The 15,366-nt window shown below is 39.8% G+C and carries 16 protein-coding genes and 1 tRNA gene; 11 read left to right on the top strand and 6 right to left on the bottom strand.

Annotation, left to right across the window (positions count from 1 at the left end):
* Positions 1-509 precede the first annotated feature (509 nt).
* From A9G07_RS03200 to A9G07_RS03160, 9 genes are all read left to right on the top strand, one after another.
* Positions 510-929: a hypothetical protein gene (locus A9G07_RS03200; RefSeq protein WP_065733994.1), complete on the top strand. Its 420-nt coding sequence runs from the start codon at positions 510-512 to the stop codon at positions 927-929.
* A 1-nt stretch (position 930) separates the two neighbouring features.
* On the top strand, positions 931-2,169 hold the full coding sequence (locus tag A9G07_RS03195; protein ID WP_065733993.1) for a DUF2800 domain-containing protein: 1,239 nt from the start codon (positions 931-933) through the stop codon (positions 2,167-2,169).
* 2 nt (positions 2,170-2,171) lie between these two features.
* Positions 2,172-2,735, top strand: coding sequence for a DUF2815 family protein (locus tag A9G07_RS03190; protein ID WP_065733992.1), 564 nt, complete (start codon positions 2,172-2,174; stop codon positions 2,733-2,735).
* A gap of 67 nt (positions 2,736-2,802) precedes the next feature.
* Positions 2,803-3,114 carry a hypothetical protein gene (locus tag A9G07_RS03185; RefSeq protein ID WP_065733991.1) on the top strand — a complete coding sequence of 104 codons (312 nt, stop codon included), beginning with the start codon at positions 2,803-2,805 and terminating at the stop codon, positions 3,112-3,114.
* Complete coding sequence (locus A9G07_RS03180) at positions 3,086-5,131, top strand: DNA polymerase (RefSeq protein ID WP_065733990.1); 2,046 nt, start codon at positions 3,086-3,088, stop codon at positions 5,129-5,131. The genes A9G07_RS03185 and A9G07_RS03180 overlap by 29 nt, the downstream gene beginning before the upstream one ends.
* Before the next feature lie 3 nt (positions 5,132-5,134).
* Positions 5,135-5,719: an Nmad5 family putative nucleotide modification protein gene (locus A9G07_RS03175; protein WP_065733989.1), complete on the top strand. Its 585-nt coding sequence runs from the start codon at positions 5,135-5,137 to the stop codon at positions 5,717-5,719.
* A gap of 1 nt (position 5,720) precedes the next feature.
* On the top strand, positions 5,721-5,984 hold the full coding sequence (locus tag A9G07_RS12170) for a VRR-NUC domain-containing protein (protein WP_065733988.1): 264 nt from the start codon (positions 5,721-5,723) through the stop codon (positions 5,982-5,984).
* Positions 5,977-7,362: an SNF2-related protein gene (locus A9G07_RS03165; RefSeq protein WP_065733987.1), complete on the top strand. Its 1,386-nt coding sequence runs from the start codon at positions 5,977-5,979 to the stop codon at positions 7,360-7,362. The genes A9G07_RS12170 and A9G07_RS03165 overlap by 8 nt, the downstream gene beginning before the upstream one ends.
* Positions 7,363-7,405: 43 nt before the next feature.
* A complete protein-coding gene (locus A9G07_RS03160; protein ID WP_065733986.1) occupies positions 7,406-7,654 on the top strand; it encodes a hypothetical protein in 249 nt (82 codons plus the stop codon).
* A 255-nt stretch (positions 7,655-7,909) separates the two neighbouring features.
* Here A9G07_RS03160 and A9G07_RS03150 read toward each other — a convergent pair whose 3' ends face one another.
* Positions 7,910-9,079, bottom strand: coding sequence for a tyrosine-type recombinase/integrase (locus tag A9G07_RS03150; RefSeq protein WP_081303330.1), 1,170 nt, complete (start codon positions 9,077-9,079; stop codon positions 7,910-7,912).
* A gap of 168 nt (positions 9,080-9,247) precedes the next feature.
* Positions 9,248-9,319 (bottom strand) — tRNA-Arg (locus A9G07_RS03145).
* A 119-nt stretch (positions 9,320-9,438) separates the two neighbouring features.
* On the opposite strand from A9G07_RS03145, the gene A9G07_RS03140 reads away from it, so the two are divergent.
* Positions 9,439-10,197, top strand: coding sequence for an MlaA family lipoprotein (locus tag A9G07_RS03140; protein WP_065562984.1), 759 nt, complete (start codon positions 9,439-9,441; stop codon positions 10,195-10,197).
* A gap of 45 nt (positions 10,198-10,242) precedes the next feature.
* Here the strand turns inward: A9G07_RS03140 and A9G07_RS03135 are convergent, their stop codons facing one another.
* Together A9G07_RS03135 and A9G07_RS03130 are read right to left on the bottom strand one after the other, a co-directional pair.
* Complete coding sequence (locus tag A9G07_RS03135) at positions 10,243-11,022, bottom strand: TIGR03915 family putative DNA repair protein (protein ID WP_065733983.1); 780 nt, start codon at positions 11,020-11,022, stop codon at positions 10,243-10,245.
* A gap of 3 nt (positions 11,023-11,025) precedes the next feature.
* Positions 11,026-12,291, bottom strand: coding sequence for a putative DNA modification/repair radical SAM protein (locus tag A9G07_RS03130; protein WP_065734169.1), 1,266 nt, complete (start codon positions 12,289-12,291; stop codon positions 11,026-11,028).
* Between the two features lie 310 nt (positions 12,292-12,601).
* Between A9G07_RS03130 and fabB the strand changes: the two genes are divergently transcribed.
* Positions 12,602-13,813 carry a beta-ketoacyl-ACP synthase I gene (gene fabB, locus A9G07_RS03125; protein WP_065733982.1) on the top strand — a complete coding sequence of 404 codons (1,212 nt, stop codon included), beginning with the start codon at positions 12,602-12,604 and terminating at the stop codon, positions 13,811-13,813.
* Positions 13,814-13,891: 78 nt separating this feature from the next.
* Here the strand turns inward: fabB and A9G07_RS03120 are convergent, their stop codons facing one another.
* Together A9G07_RS03120 and A9G07_RS03115 are read right to left on the bottom strand one after the other, a co-directional pair.
* On the bottom strand, positions 13,892-14,614 hold the full coding sequence (locus A9G07_RS03120; protein WP_065562981.1) for an amino acid ABC transporter ATP-binding protein: 723 nt from the start codon (positions 14,612-14,614) through the stop codon (positions 13,892-13,894).
* Positions 14,601-15,362 carry an amino acid ABC transporter permease gene (locus A9G07_RS03115; RefSeq protein WP_065733981.1) on the bottom strand — a complete coding sequence of 254 codons (762 nt, stop codon included), beginning with the start codon at positions 15,360-15,362 and terminating at the stop codon, positions 14,601-14,603. Before A9G07_RS03115 ends, A9G07_RS03120 begins: the two co-directional genes overlap by 14 nt.
* Between the last annotated feature and the right edge of the window lie 4 nt (positions 15,363-15,366).

The raw sequence follows: 15,366 nt of genomic DNA, 5'->3' as shown, positions 1-15,366 counted from the left end.
CAAATAAGAAATTTAATTTCTTTAAAGCAATAGCTCTTTAACAATCAGGAAAAGCCAAATATAAAGCCGCCTTTAAAAAGGGCGGCCTTCATGCTGTACGGCTTTCAACGAGAACCGTACAGCATGTTGAAAAAACAAAACCAAGAAGAACAACCCTCTCAACCCTCGGCAGATGGGGCCAGCAAGTAGGGAAACCAGTGATATCTTGCTCCTTAGATATGCGCGGATGACTATAATACTTCTCCATCCGCGTAAAACTCTTACTTGTAATAATCTGTCACCCTTAAGCCGATTAGCGTTACTCCCTTACGTTAATCGGCTTCCTTAAAAAAATAAATAAAAACGGAATAAAAACAATGCACGATTTAACAGCAAAAAAATTAAAACATACGCAGGCCATACGCAAACCTAAATACGTAGAACGAACCCGACACCAAAATCGTAGCATCTATGTGTTAACCATTGTGTGCGCAATCTTAATTATATTAATGGTATATGGAGTATAAAAAATGTCATTAGAACAAGCTATCCAAGAAAACACCCAGGCTATAATCTCATTACGAGACTTAATCCTATCAGGAAAATTTAACATAACTCCTGAAGCAAAATCTGATCCTGAGCAAAAACCCCTATCAAAACCCGCTAAAAAAGCGCAAGTGAAACAGATCGAAGATACGCCAAAGGAAGAGCAAAAAGCTGAACCGGCGCCGGAATCCCCTAATGCAAAATCGGCCCCAGCTGAAAAAACAGTTCCCACCGAACAAGAAACTATCAAAAGTTTTGTCGAACTGGCAAAAATGGACAGAGGTGCGGCCATTAATGTGCTGGCGCAGTTTAAAGTAGCTAAAGCGGTTGATGTGACTGAAGACCAAAGGGCCAACTTTCTCAAAGCGATTAACGATAGAATCGTGGAAATAGCCGAGGTGTAACATGACCAACCACGCCCTACTATCCCCCTCTGCGGCAAACATGTGGTTTGAATGCCCCGCATCTTTATGGCTAAGTAAAGATGAGCCGGATCAAAGTTCCGCATACGCTGCCGAAGGTACAACAGCTCATGCGCTAGCAGAATACTGCTTTAAGTTTGGTAAACAAGCCAGCGTATTAATTGGGATGAAAACTGCGGTAAATGACATTGAGGTCGATGAAGAAATGGCAGAAGCCGTTCAAAGCTATGTTGACACCGTAAATGGTATAAAAGATTCAATGACCACCCTATATGTTTTTGATATTGAACAAAGGTTAGATTTTAGCGATTTGTTAGATTTGAGCGCCAATATCAATACCGTGAACACTAGCTACACACCAAAAAAATCTTTCGGTACCGCCGACGTTATTATATTAGGCGACGGTGGGTTACAAGTACACGATTTAAAATATGGTAAAGGTGTACGCGTTAGCGCAGAGAATAACAGACAGTTACTCATTTATGCATTAGCTGCATATTACTACTACAGCTTGGGATGTGAAATAAACAAAATATCTATTCACATACACCAACCACGATTAAATCACTACTCCGAATTTAGCGTTACCCCCGAAGATTTAATTGCATTCGGTAAACAACTAAAAGATAAAGCTGGGGAAGCTTACGCAGTTTATATAAACGGTCCGCGTAAAGCTGATGATTTTTGTGCTGGTGAATCTCAATGCCGATTTTGTAAAGCCGCGGGTAAATGTGAAACCCTAGCCAAGCATGTAGAAAACGTTATCGACGCGGATTTTACCAATTTAGATGATGAGGTAATTGAGGATGTCAACAACGATGAAGGTGAAGCGTTGGCAAAAAAATTCAAAGCTATAGCCATGATCAAGTCATGGATAAAAGCAGTCGAAACCCGGGTACAAGCTCAACTACAACTCGGCAACTCTGTACCAGGTTTTAAGTTGGTTCTCAGCCGACAGGGCAACCGAGCTTGGGCTAACGAAGAAGATGCCGAAAACACGTTAAAAAGTTTCAGATTAAAACAAGACGAAATGTACAGCCGCAAGCTGATTAGCCCAACACAAGCGCTTAAAGTTCTAAAAGGATCGGAAATACGAATCAAAAAACTGGAAGAAATCATAACACGCCCCGAAGGCAAACCAACAATAGTACCAGAATCAGATAAGCGTCCAGCTATTTCACCAGCGGACGATTTTACAGACTTAACACAAGAGGAAATTTAATAATGAAAGTAAAACTACAAAACGTACGATTAGCATTCCCCCGACTATTCAAAGCAGAACAAGTAAATGGCGAAGGCGACCCGCAATTCAGCGCAACGTTTATTTTGCCTAAAAACCACCCGAACGTGAAAGATATTGAAAGCGCCATTTTACAAGTAGCCAAAGAAAAATGGGCGGATAAAGCAGAGGTGGTACTTAAAAAAATCAATGCAGAATTGAAAACATGTTTAAAAGATGGCGATTTGAAAGCGGATCTCGACGGTTTCGCGGGTAACTATTTTATTAACGCAAGTAATAAAACCCGACCTTATGTGATTAACCGCGACAAAACCCAGCTAAACCCCGACGACGGTGTCATCTATGCAGGATGTTACGTTTACGCAGTTATTGATATCTGGGCAATGGATAACAAATTCGGTAAACGTATTTGCGCATCACTATCGGGAGTCCAATTTTACAAAGACGGAGATACATTTACCGGTGGCGGTATCGCTTCCGATGACGATTTCGATGATTTGTCTGTAGACGATTCTGTAGACGATTCAGTGGATGATTTAGTCGGTTAGTACACAACAAAGCGCATTCAAAGAGTGCGCTTGATTATGTACTCAACAAATTAAGAGGAAATTTAAAATGTCAGGAATACCAAATATAAATGAATATACAGTAGCTAAAAAAGCAGTTTTTATGGCTGTATCTACACAACTTCATGCCGATTTTATTAAAGAACACACCCCTCATGAGCCTAAAGTCGGTTTAAATCTCGAAACGTCTATGAAATTGGCAAAAGTTTTTTTAGACAGTATAGAATTAGAGGGTGAAAGCATCGAAACTTTAAAATGTGAAATTAAAGATATAGCCTCTAAAGCAATAGATACCGTGTTTAACGGATTGTTCAACGAAAAAGGGGCAACCGATGCGACATATCCTTTATCTCGACACTGAAACATATAACGAACACCCCATAAGTAAAGGTGTTTATGCGTATGCAGAAACGGTGGAGATCATGCTATTTCAATACGCATTTAACGATAGCCCGGTTTATGTGGTCGATTTAGCAAATGGGGCTAAACTGCCCCACGAGGTGATCAACCTGCTCCTAAATCCTGAAGTAATTTTATTTGCCCAAAACTCAATGTTTGATAGGACGGTACTAACACGGGGAAATCTATTTAAAGATAGACCCGATATTATCAACGCAATCAGCAAGCCAGAACGCTGGCGAGATAGTATGGTTATTGCCTACGCACATAGTCTAAAAGGTGGTTTAGGGGATTTGTGCGAAATATTCAAATTGGATAATGACCAAGCTAAAGATAAAGAAGGTAAAGCACTAGTCCAACTGTTTTGTAAACCCCGCCCCAAAAATAGCAAAATTCGCAGAGCTACCAGCAAAACGCATCCCGAAGAATGGGATAAATTTAAGCACTATGCTAAACAAGATATCGTTTCAATGCGTGAAGTTGTTAAAAAGATGCCTAACTGGAATATGCTGGAGAATGGCTTCGAGATGTCTTTATGGCACTTAGATCAGCGTATTAATGATAGGGGTGTTTGTATTGATGTCGATTTGGCCGAAAAAGCCGTTGAATGTATCGACATTGAACAACGGCGGTTAGCCGATGAAACAAACAATATGACAGATGGTGAGGTGCAAACAGCTACCCAACGCGACGCAATGCTACGGCATATTGTAGGGGCGTACGGCATTACGTTAAATGATTTAACAGCCTCGACAATCGAACGCGGGTTAAATGATCCAGATTTACCCGACGGGCTAAAAGAGCTGCTCGCCGTTCGGCAGCAAGCAAGTACAACAAGCACTAGCAAATACAAGGCATTACTTACTCGTGTTAATAGTGACGGCCGACTAAGGGGTACATTGCAATTCATGGGAGCACCACGCACAGGACGTTGGGCTGGTCGAGGATTCCAACCGCAAAACTTAACACGCCCTACTTTACCACAATGGCAAATTGATCTAGGTATCGAGGCGATAAAATCCGGTAACGCCGACTTGCTAACGGATAACATCATGAAGCTAACAAGTAACACATTAAGAGGTTGTATATGTGCTCCTGAAGGTAAAAAGTTAGTTGTCTCGGATTTATCCAATATTGAAGGTCGAGTACTGGCGTGGCTCGCTGGTGAAAGTTGGAAGATTAAAGCATTCCAAGATTACGATAACGGTACGGGTCACGACCTCTACAAATTGTCTTACTCAAAATCGTTCGGGGTCAACCCTAACTACGTAACTAAGGAACAACGCCAAATAGGTAAAGTCCAGGAGCTAGCATTGGGTTACGAAGGCGGCGTAGGAGCTTTTATTACTTTCAGCACAGCATACGGCATCGACTTAGACGCCATGGCGGACGAATGGGCGCTGAAAAATAAACGCACCTACGGGCTATCCGATAAAGCCTATATAGTTTGTGATGCATTTAAAAGGTCATGGCGCAAGGCACACCCTAATATCGTTGAGCTATGGAAAAAACTGGATTCAGGCGTACGTTATGTGATCACAGGAGAAGCTAAAACTTTACGCATTAATGAAAACCTAGTAATCGATAAAGTCGGGGCATGGCTACGCATTCAATTACCGTCGGGGCGATATCTATGTTACCCCGGTGCGCGTATCGATGAAAACGGCAAAATAAGCTACATGGGATTAAATACATATTCACGTAAGTGGGAACGTATTAACACCTACGGCGGAAAAATTGCGGAAAACATTACTCAAGCCGTGGCTCGTGATGTGATGGCTTGGTCTATGCCATGTATAGATGAAATCGGTTTTAACATCGTGCTAACCGTACACGATGAAATCATCACCGAAGCGCCAGATATTCCCGAATACTCGCATGAATACCTCAGCCAAATTCTATCAACCGCGCACGAATGGGCAAAAGGCCTACCGCTCGCTGCGGCAGGATTTGAAACCTACAGATATAAAAAGGATTAAAATATGACCAGACTAAACAAAGATATTAAAGCTAAAATTTTACAAAATGCATTAAACGCAGCACCAGTGAGCAAACGGCTGGCCGAGTTGACCGAGATGAAATATAAATTAGCAGTTGACGTTTACAATTATGTAACAGAGGGGCGTGACCCTAACGACTACTCGTGGCGCCTACGGGAAATCGTATATAAATCACCGTTTTATCTAGGTTTTGATGTATGCGATTCATGCTTAACCGGGGCAGGTTTTATTCCCTGTACGTTTGGGGGCTTGCAGGAATATTTATATTTTCCGGATGACGGCACAGTCCGATATCAAATATTGCGCGATCGTTTACGATTTACAGCGGATCATGAGTTTTCTATTCGGTTTACGAAAATAGCGCAGGAGTTAAAAAAATGCGAAGAAGAAAAAGAGAATCTTGAAATTGATATCCAAGCGGTCTTGAACAGTTGCCGAACCGCCGCCCAACTCGAAAAATTCTGGCCCGAGTCTGTTAACTTCCTCGAGGGCTGCGAGGTGTGCGCCGAAATTAAGGGCGTACCTACGGTCTTAGTTAATGATTTGAACGCCAAGCTAGGTCTATGATATGCGTGAATCCGTAATCGAAAACAACCTTACCCGCCGAGTTGAAGAGCTAGGCGGGATAAGTTATAAGCTGTCTCCTATTGGGCGGGTAAATAAGCCCGACCGGTTAGTTATGCTACCAGGAGGGAAAATTATTTTTGTTGAGTGTAAGCGCCCCGGAGAAAAGCCCCGACCGGGGCAAATAAGGGAGCACGAACGCCTACGAAAATTAGGTTTTCGTGTTGAAGTTTTGGATTCCCAAGATGTGAGATTTTTATATGAATAACAAACCCTTTACCCCCCGCCCCTATCAAAGCCTAATTGTAAACCATCAACTTGATTTACCCCGTGGTAATACGTGGGCAGGCATGGGTATGGGGAAAACATCATCAACGTTATGCGCATTAGATATCGCGTACATGAGTGGTCACTATACCGCCCCGACTTTAGTTATAGCTCCGTTACGTGTGGCACAATCGACATGGCCGGATGAAGTAAGCAAGTGGGACTTTAAAAACACCGGCATACAGCCTATTGTTGGTACGCCAAAGCAGCGTTTGCACGCCATACAAAACAAACATGCGAATGTCTTCACCACTAATTACGAAAACATACCATGGCTGGTTGAACAATTCGGGGATAAATGGCCGTTTCAGCAGGTAATAGCTGACGAGAGTACAAAATTAAAATCGTTCCGGTTACGTGGCGGTGGCGTTCGGGCGTCGGCGTTACGTGGTGTCGCGTTTAAACATGTGCGCTGTTGGCAAAATCTGACAGGCACACCCGCCCCTAACGGTTTACTGGATCTGTGGGGGCAAAACTGGTTTATAGATGGAGGACAGCGTTTAGGGCGAACCCTGGGCGCGTTTACCGATAGGTGGTTTAACAAAATCCCAATCGGTGATTATTTTAAAATAACGCCAACCGAATTTGCGCAGGAACAAATACAAGAAAAGCTCAAAGATGTTTGCATTACGTTAGAAGCCAAGGATTGGTTTGACATTAATGACCCTATCGTCACGCCCATATATGTTGATCTGCCGGATAAATTACAGCGCCAGTACAAACAGCTTGAACGAGAAATGTTTCTAGAAATCGGCGATAGCGAAATCGAAGCGCTAAATGCTGCATCGAAAACCATTAAATGCCTGCAGTTCGCAAACGGCGCGATTTATACCGACAGCCACAATAATTTTACTGAAGTGCATGACCTAAAAATCCAAGCATTAGAAAGCATAGTAAGTGAAGCTAACGGAATGCCGGTGCTGGTCGCGTACCATTTCGAACACGATAAAGTTAGGTTGTTAAAATCATTTAAGCAAGCCCGTTTACTTGATAACGATCCGAAAACGATAAGGGATTGGAATGCAGGCAAAATACCGATATTACTAGCCCACCCTGACAGTGCAGGGCACGGTTTGAACCTACAAGACGGCGGTAATATTCTTGTCTACTTTGCCCACTGGTGGAATCTAGAAAGCTCAGATCAGATACTTGAACGAATAGGCCCAACCCGCCAAGCGCAATCAGGCTACGACCGCCCCGTATTTGTTTATGAAATTATCACCCGCGGGACTGTCGATGAGGATGTTATCGACCGTAAAAAAACTAAACGTAGTATGCAAGAAATACTACTCGAATCAATGAAAAAGAAGGGGTACTAACGGCCCTATTCAACTTACGAGCGTTAGGGCTCAAGGATTAATTATGGGAAATCGTAAAGCAGTAACAATCAGCGTAACCCCAGACGAATATGACTCTATCTGTACAGCATTCGAAGATTATCTTAGTAAATGTGAAAGCACTGACGATTGTGATTTTATAGAAAACGCTAACAGAGATGGGGATAATTTTGAAACATTTCAAACAAAATATAAAAGAGCTCATCAAAGACAATTGGTAAAAAGCGCTGTTAAAAAAGCACTTGAATATGCAAAAGGAACCGAACATGACTAAATATAGCGAACTATATAAAAATGATATTGAGTTAGGAGAATAATAATGACAAATAAACTAATAGTAGAAAACCCACTATACAATAAGGCGCAAGTTTGTGCGTACATCAGTATAGATGATAGAACATTGGATCGGTGGGTTGCATCGGATAAATTCCCGAAACCAGATCTATATTTGGGGCGACACCCTCGATGGAAACTGTCCACAGTAAACACCTACCTTGAACAGATAAAACAGGAGTTTCAGGAAAAACAGTTATGCGGTTAAACTATCAATGTAATCCGCATACCATTGCATCATCTGACGCCTACCCTCCAAATATTGTGCGTGATTGTAAATACCGCGCACACCCTCCTCCTCGTGATTTAGTTGTTTCTCTATCCAATCACGATTAAAGTTATGCTCATTTAAAACACTCGAAAACTGATGCCTAAATCCGTGCCCTGTTGCACGTTTGGCAAATCCCAACCTTTTTATCAACCCCAAAATAGCACCATTTGACATAGGCGATTGTATGTTATTTCGCCCCGGAAAAACAAAATCACAATTCCCAGTAATTGGGTGTAAAAATCTTAGTATATTTATAGCCTGCTTTGATAACGGGACTATGTGCACCCTGTCTTTTTTTATTAATGTCTCGGGTAGTAAAATGTAACGTTTCTCAAAATTAACATACTCCCATTTACACCGCAACAATTCTACCGTCCGCACCGCAGTTAATATTAATAACTCGGTAGCGTACCTTACAAGGATATTACCCGAATAAGTTTGTAAAGCTTTCATAAACTCCCGCATATCATCTTCAATTAAAAATGCATAATTTTTAGGTGTACGTGTCACCATCGCTGTTGCCAGTTCTCGGGCTGGGTTATTCTCTGCTCGCTCTGTAATAATTGCATATTGAAAAACTTCAGTACACCGCTGCCTCATCTTTTTAGCGATTTCTAAAGCCCCTCGATTTTCAATTTGTTTTAAACAATTTAACATTTCAATTGGTTTTATCTGCGAAATGTCCATCTCTCCAACATAAGGAAATATGTCTTTTTCAAAATAAGTAAGTATGGTTTTCCGAGTGTTTAGTGACCAACTTCGTTTTTTGTTTTCGTACCATTCCATAGCTATTTTGCTGAATGTATTACCCTGTGCCATGTTTGAGAGCAACGCTTTCTTTTTGCGTTCTACTGATGGATCTCGACCGTGCGCTAATAATTGTCTGGCAATATCCTTCTCATTACGGGCATCAGATAAACTGATATACGGATATTTACCGATTGTTAGTGTTTTCCGTTTACCGTTGAAACTATAATCGTACCGCCATGATTTAGTTCCACTAGGTGTAATGTACAAATACAGGCTTTCAAAATCTGGTAACTTATAGGGCTTATCTTTGGGTTTTGCTGAATCAATGGCTTTTATAGTTAGCATAATTACGGTATTTTTTGTTGCGGTATTAAAATATACCGTAAATATACCGTAGAAAGGTTTGCGTTGTCAAACGTAAAAGAGAGTGTAGCTGAGTGAGAAAAACTACCAAAATCCAGTTTTATAAAGGCTTTTGGCGTAAAGGAGAGTAATAATAAGTTTAAGGGAATTTGACCCCAGCAGGAATCGAACCTGCAACTAGCCCTTAGGAGGGGCTCGTTATATCCATTTAACTATGAGGTCATCTCGGGCGGTTATTCTAATAAATTTATCAAGATATTACTATTTAAATAATGAAAAATTTTCTATTTTGAACAAACATGATACAATCTTAACATTCGTCAATTATGATTTATAACATTATGAAAAAAAGAATAATAGGTATGATGTTCTCGGTTTTAGCACTGACAAGTTGTGCCACTTATCAAGCTGAAACCAACAGTTATAGTGACCCATTATCGGGTTTTAACAAAACCATGTTTGATGTTAACTATTATGCCCTTGATCCTTATATTTTACGCCCTGCAGCTGTGGTATGGAAAGATTATGTACCAACACCTGTGCGTAAAGGCGTTGTTAATTTTTCATCTAACCTTTCTGAGCCAGCTTCAGTAGTTAATAGTGCACTACAAGGCGAAGGCCGTGAATCTGGTAAACATTTAGCTCGATTCTTTATCAATACCGTTTTTGGTGTGGCGGGTATATTTGATGTTGCTGGAATGGCGGATCCTCAATTGCAAAAAGGCTCTAAACGTAGTTTTGGTCAAACATTAGGTCACTATGATGTACCTTATGGTCCTTATGTTGTATTACCTTTCTATGGTTCTGCGACACTTCGTCAGGAAGGTGGTGACATCGTTGACACCTTATACCCACCACTTGTTTGGTTAGATTGGGAATGGGCACTAGTTCGTGGCGTTGTTGATGGCGTTGAAGCTCGTGCCGTAGCTATTGAGTATGAAGATCTGCTTAAAAATAGTGATGACCCTTATAACTTTATGCGTAATGCTTACTTCCAACGTAATGACTTTAATGCGTCAGGCGGTAAAGTTGATGAGAAAAAAGAGAAACAACGCCAAGAAAGCATCAACGGTATTATTAGCGATATCGACGCCCAATAGAATTTTCCCTACATTAATAAAAAACGCCGGCTTGTTCGGCGTTTTTTATTTTTGCTGCATTTCAGGTAAGTGTTGCCAAAATCGTCTTGGCATATTTTGTCGTTGTAATTTTGGGTTAATTCTTTCTTTTATCGTTAGTGCATTACAATAACGGTACCACATGGTCTGAAAAAGTTTTTCATCATCAGTTAAATAATCTTGGTTAATTTTGTTATTGACAATCAGATCATCGTTTAACGATATTTTCTCCAATTTTTCTAAATCATAAAAATAACCATACTGGCGTTTTTCATCATAAATAGCCCATTTTTGGTCGGCATAACGATCTTTAAAGAATCGTGTCGTTAATGGTAAAGCATTATAAATGGGACCAATAACCGCAAAATAGATCTTTTCATCACTTGTTGGATTTTTGATAGCATTAAATCGAACAAATTGTTGGATATGGTGTTTTTCTTTATTCACTTTTTTAGCGATATCATGAATGGCTAATACATCTGGATCGCCAAAATCAGTTTCAATTGAATAGTTAGATTTAAATACTTTGCAAATATAACGAAAAATGATTAAATCACTTTCAGGCAGCTCTGATAACCAAGTAAATAAGATCTGATTTAGTGCAATCTTGGATAACTTTTTTTGTAGCGCCGAGTATACCCTTTCATACTTGCTATTACGAAATTCAACATGGTGAGAATCAGATACCAAAAGCGGTACAACATCATCATCCGACAACAAGCATTCCGGCATTTTTTTAAGTTTAAACGCATCAAAAACCGCGCATAACAATCCTTCGAAAGATTTGTCATAATAAAAAGCTAGCATAACTTACCATCCCATCACAAGCTGCTGAGGAATAGGATCTTTTTTAGCTTCAAGTAATGGCGGATCTTGCAGGTTCAGTCGAATATATTCAGCAGATGACTCGAGCAATTTATAGGTACTCATTTCGTGACATACAATAAAAAATTGCGCACGTTTAAGCACAACGCCTATGCGTTTTAACGCTTCAATATTAAGTTTTCGATGTCGCCTTGCCATCACTATTAATTTTGCTGATTTAACACCAATGCCAGGAACTCGCAAAATTTTTCGATAACTATCGCGATTGATATCTACAGGAAAAAACTGCGGATTACGAATTGCCCAAGATAATTTTGGATCGACAGTTAAATCAAGATCGGGATGTTCATCATTAACAATCTCATCGACACTAAAATCATAAAAACGAAGTAACCAATCAGCTTGGTATAAACGATTTTCGCGAACGCGTGGAACTTCTTGCAACACCGGCAATCGCTTGTCATAACTATTGACTGGAATAAACCCCGAATAGTAAACCCGCTTCATACTTGGGCGTTTATAAAGTTTGGCGGTGAGTTGTAATATTTGATTATCGGTTTCATCTGTCGCCCCAATAATAACCTGGGTGCTCTGCCCTGCTGGTACGAATTTTGGAGTAGACTTAATTTTTTTGCGATCTTCAATATTTTCCATCAAATTTTGTTGGATATGACGCATTGGTTGATAGATCGTTTGATGATCTTTATCCGGTGCAAGTAATTTTAAATTACGTTCAGTAGGAATCTCTAGATTGACACTCATTCTATCTACTAATAAACCGGCTTCTTTGATAAGCTCATTACTTGCGCCAGGAATAGCTTTCATATGGATATAACCATTAAAATTGTATTCTTGACGTAGAATTTTGACTACCCGAATCATTTTTTCCATTGTGTGATCAGCACTACGCATAATACCAGAGCTTAAAAAAAGTCCTTCGATATAATTGCGACGGTAAAACTCAATGGTTAAATCGGCTAATTCTTTTGGAGTAAATCCAGCTCGTGGGATATCATTACTTTGGCGATTAATACAGTAAGCACAATCAAACATGCAGTAATTGGTTAGCATAATCTTTAATAACGAGACACATCGACCATCGGCGGTAAAAGAATGACAGATACCACAACGAGAGGCATTACCAATACCTTTATTTTTATTATTGCGCGAGGTACCGCTTGATGCGCACGAAATATCATATTTTGCTGATTCTGCCAATATCTCAAGCTTTGACATCATTTTGTCTTGAATCATAATCACCACCAATGACTGTATATATTTACAGTATTATAGCTATTTTACTTGCATCTGCAAGTAAATTATCAGATCAAAAATAGGAAATATTTGCTCAATAAAACTGCATATAAACTCTACTTTATTAAGAGACTATAAATAAAATGTAAAAAGCGGGAGTATTATTGATTACTTATTCCACTAACCCTATCTTATTTAAAAATTGTGAAATAAAATCAATCATAGGGTATTGTTCAGCTTACAAGTGTACGCTATAATCACACCAATTTTTCATACGAAGCTGGTTAATTTAGGAGTAAAGCATTAGATGAAACGTGTAGTAATCACAGGATTAGGTATTCTTTCAAGTATTGGGAATAATACCAAAGAAGTTTTAGAATCATTGAAAGTGGGCCGAAGTGGTATTACTTTCTCTCAAGAAATGAAAGATAGTGGAATGCGCAGCCATGTATGTGGTAATGTAAAATTAGATACAACTGGGCTTATTGATCGCAAAGTTGTCCGTTTTATGAACGATGCATCTATTTATGGTTATCTGGCTCTACAGCAAGCAATCGAAGATGCAAAATTAACCCCAGAACAAGTATCTAATCCTCGTACAGGTCTAATCGCTGGTTATGGTGGCTCAACCAAAACTCAATATAATGTCGTTGCCGGCATGAAAGAAAAAGGTTTAAGAGGTGTTGGTCCTTACGCAGTAACTAAATCAATGTCATCTGCAATATCTGCATGTTTAGCCACACCATTTAAAATTAAAGGTGTTAGCTACTCAATGACATCTGCTTGTGCAACATCAGTTCACTGTATTGGTCATGCAGCAGAACTTATCCAACTTGGCAAACAAGACATTGTATTTGCTGGTGGAGGAGAAGAACTTTGCTGGGAAATGTCATGTGAATTTGACGCAATGGGCGCATTATCAACCAAATACAACGACACCCCAGAAAAAGCATCACGCGCTTATGATAAAAACCGTGACGGTTTCGTTATCGCTGGCGGTGCTGGAATGGTAGTTGTTGAAGAACTTGAACACGCCCTTGCACGTGGTGCACATATCTATGGTGAACTAGTTGGTTACGGTGCAACATCTGATGGTTATGACATGGTTGCACCATCTGGTGAAGGTGCAATGCGTTGTATGCAACTTGCTATTCAAGATCTTGACGCACCAGTTGATTATATCAACACTCACGGAACTTCAACACCAGTTGGTGACGTAAAAGAATTATGGGCAATCAAACAAGTATTTGGAGATAACATTCCAGCTATCTCTTCGACTAAATCAATGACTGGCCACTCATTGAGTGCAACCGGTGCTCAAGAATTAATCTATTCATTACTTATGCTTGAACACGGCTTTATCACACCTAGTATCAACATCGACGAACTCGCTGATGAAGCAGTTGGAATGAACATTATTACCGAGCCAACTGAACGTGAATTAACAACAGTAATGTCAAATAGCTTTGGTTTTGGTGGCACTAACGCTTCAATTGTCATGAAAAAATATAAAGCTTGAGTCTGATAGTTAATGTTTAATAAAAAACCGCCCTCATTAGTGCGGTTTTTTTATAGCTTAATCAATCAAGTAGATCAATTATAATACTTTACTTAAAAACAGCTGTGTTCTTTCATTTTGAGGATGATTAAAAATTTGCTCAGGTGAACCTTGTTCTTGAATGATGCCCTGATCGATAAAAATAACACGAGTTGACATCTCTCTAGCAAAACCCATCTCATGCGTGACAACCACCATGGTCATCCCCTCTTGAGCAAGTGCCTTCATCACGGCTAAAACTTCACCGACTAACTCAGGATCTAACGCCGAAGTAGGTTCATCAAAAAGCATAACTTTCGGGTCCATCATCAATGATCTAGCAATCGCGACACGTTGTTGTTGACCACCGGATAATTGATTTGGATAAGCATCAATCTTATCAATCAAACCAACCTTAACTAATAAACCTTCAGCCTTATTAATTGCATCATTTTTTGGCATCTTCTTGACATCCATTGGTGCCAAAATTAAATTTTCCAATACCGTCATATGTGGAAAAAGATTAAAACGCTGAAAAACCATGCCAACTGATTCACGGAGTTGATTGATATTGGTTTTAGCATCTGGCAATTTAAACCCATTAACTTCAATCTCGCCTGAAGTAATATCTTCTAATCCATTAATGCAACGTAAAAAGGTGCTTTTACCTGAGCCCGAAGGGCCAATAATAGAAATCACCTCTTTTTCCTGAATATCACAAGAAATACCTCGTAGCACATGAATATCGCCAAATTGTTTTTGTAGATTTTTAATGTGAATCACTTTTGCCTAACCTTTTTTCTAAATATTTTACTAATAATGAAAGCAAGAATGTCATTACCCAATACACAATAGAAATCACAATATAAGGTTCAGTATAAGACCCATATGCAGCTCCAGATGTTCTTGCAGCAAAAGCTAAATCAGCCAGACCGATCGCTGCACCGAGTGACGAATCTTTCAAAATAGCTATTGCATTATTACCCAAAGGTGGAAGCATACGTTTAAAAGCCTGTGGTAAAATTACTTTACGCATGGTACTACCATAGCTCATTCCAAGTGACCTTGCAGCTTCCATTTGTCCTTTATCGATTGATTCAATCCCTGCTCTAAAGATTTCGGAAATATAGGCACCGGCATTTAACGTAATTGCCGTAACACAGGAAATAAACGCCCCATACTCAGTACGCCAATAACGAGCGGTGGACATTGAAATAAGATTATCGGAAACCAATAATCCATCACGAGGGTTTAGAAAATATGGCATTAATACATAATGCACTACCATGATTTGAACAAATAGTGGTGTACCACGAAAAGCACTAACATAAATTTTAACAGGCCATTGTACACCATAGTGAAGCACCCATCTCCAAAAACCAAATTTAGCTGATGCGGTTCGCCCAATACCTAACGTCAATCCCCATAATGTCCCTAAAATGACACAAATAATAGTACATTGAACGGTTAATTTTGCCCCCTCGATAAAGAGGGGCGTATATTCTTCAATAATTTGCCAATTAAATGCCATGACT

The sequence above is a fragment of the Gilliamella sp. wkB72 genome, from assembly GCF_001693745.1.
Classification (GTDB): Bacteria; Pseudomonadota; Gammaproteobacteria; order Enterobacterales; family Orbaceae; genus Gilliamella; species Gilliamella apicola_E.
Note: the sequence above shows the minus strand (reverse complement) of the source record. Positions and strands in the feature narration are given on the sequence as shown.

Excerpts from the sequence above, each read along its gene's own strand:
- A9G07_RS03200 (WP_065733994.1), top strand. The coding sequence starts at position 510 with ATGTCATTAGAACAAGCTATCCAAGAAAACACCCAGGCTATAATCTCA.
- A9G07_RS03195 (WP_065733993.1), top strand. The coding sequence starts at position 931 with ATGACCAACCACGCCCTACTATCCCCCTCTGCGGCAAACATGTGGTTT.
- A9G07_RS03190 (WP_065733992.1), top strand. The coding sequence starts at position 2,172 with ATGAAAGTAAAACTACAAAACGTACGATTAGCATTCCCCCGACTATTC.
- A9G07_RS03185 (WP_065733991.1), top strand. The coding sequence starts at position 2,803 with ATGTCAGGAATACCAAATATAAATGAATATACAGTAGCTAAAAAAGCA.
- A9G07_RS03180 (WP_065733990.1), top strand. The coding sequence starts at position 3,086 with ATGCGACATATCCTTTATCTCGACACTGAAACATATAACGAACACCCC.
- A9G07_RS03175 (WP_065733989.1), top strand. The coding sequence starts at position 5,135 with ATGACCAGACTAAACAAAGATATTAAAGCTAAAATTTTACAAAATGCA.
- A9G07_RS12170 (WP_065733988.1), top strand. The coding sequence starts at position 5,721 with ATGCGTGAATCCGTAATCGAAAACAACCTTACCCGCCGAGTTGAAGAG.
- A9G07_RS03165 (WP_065733987.1), top strand. The coding sequence starts at position 5,977 with ATGAATAACAAACCCTTTACCCCCCGCCCCTATCAAAGCCTAATTGTA.
- A9G07_RS03160 (WP_065733986.1), top strand. The coding sequence starts at position 7,406 with ATGGGAAATCGTAAAGCAGTAACAATCAGCGTAACCCCAGACGAATAT.
- A9G07_RS03150 (WP_081303330.1), bottom strand. The coding sequence starts at position 9,079 with ATGCTAACTATAAAAGCCATTGATTCAGCAAAACCCAAAGATAAGCCC.
- A9G07_RS03140 (WP_065562984.1), top strand. The coding sequence starts at position 9,439 with ATGAAAAAAAGAATAATAGGTATGATGTTCTCGGTTTTAGCACTGACA.
- A9G07_RS03135 (WP_065733983.1), bottom strand. The coding sequence starts at position 11,022 with ATGCTAGCTTTTTATTATGACAAATCTTTCGAAGGATTGTTATGCGCG.
- fabB (WP_065733982.1), top strand. The coding sequence starts at position 12,602 with ATGAAACGTGTAGTAATCACAGGATTAGGTATTCTTTCAAGTATTGGG.
- A9G07_RS03115 (WP_065733981.1), bottom strand. The coding sequence starts at position 15,362 with ATGGCATTTAATTGGCAAATTATTGAAGAATATACGCCCCTCTTTATC.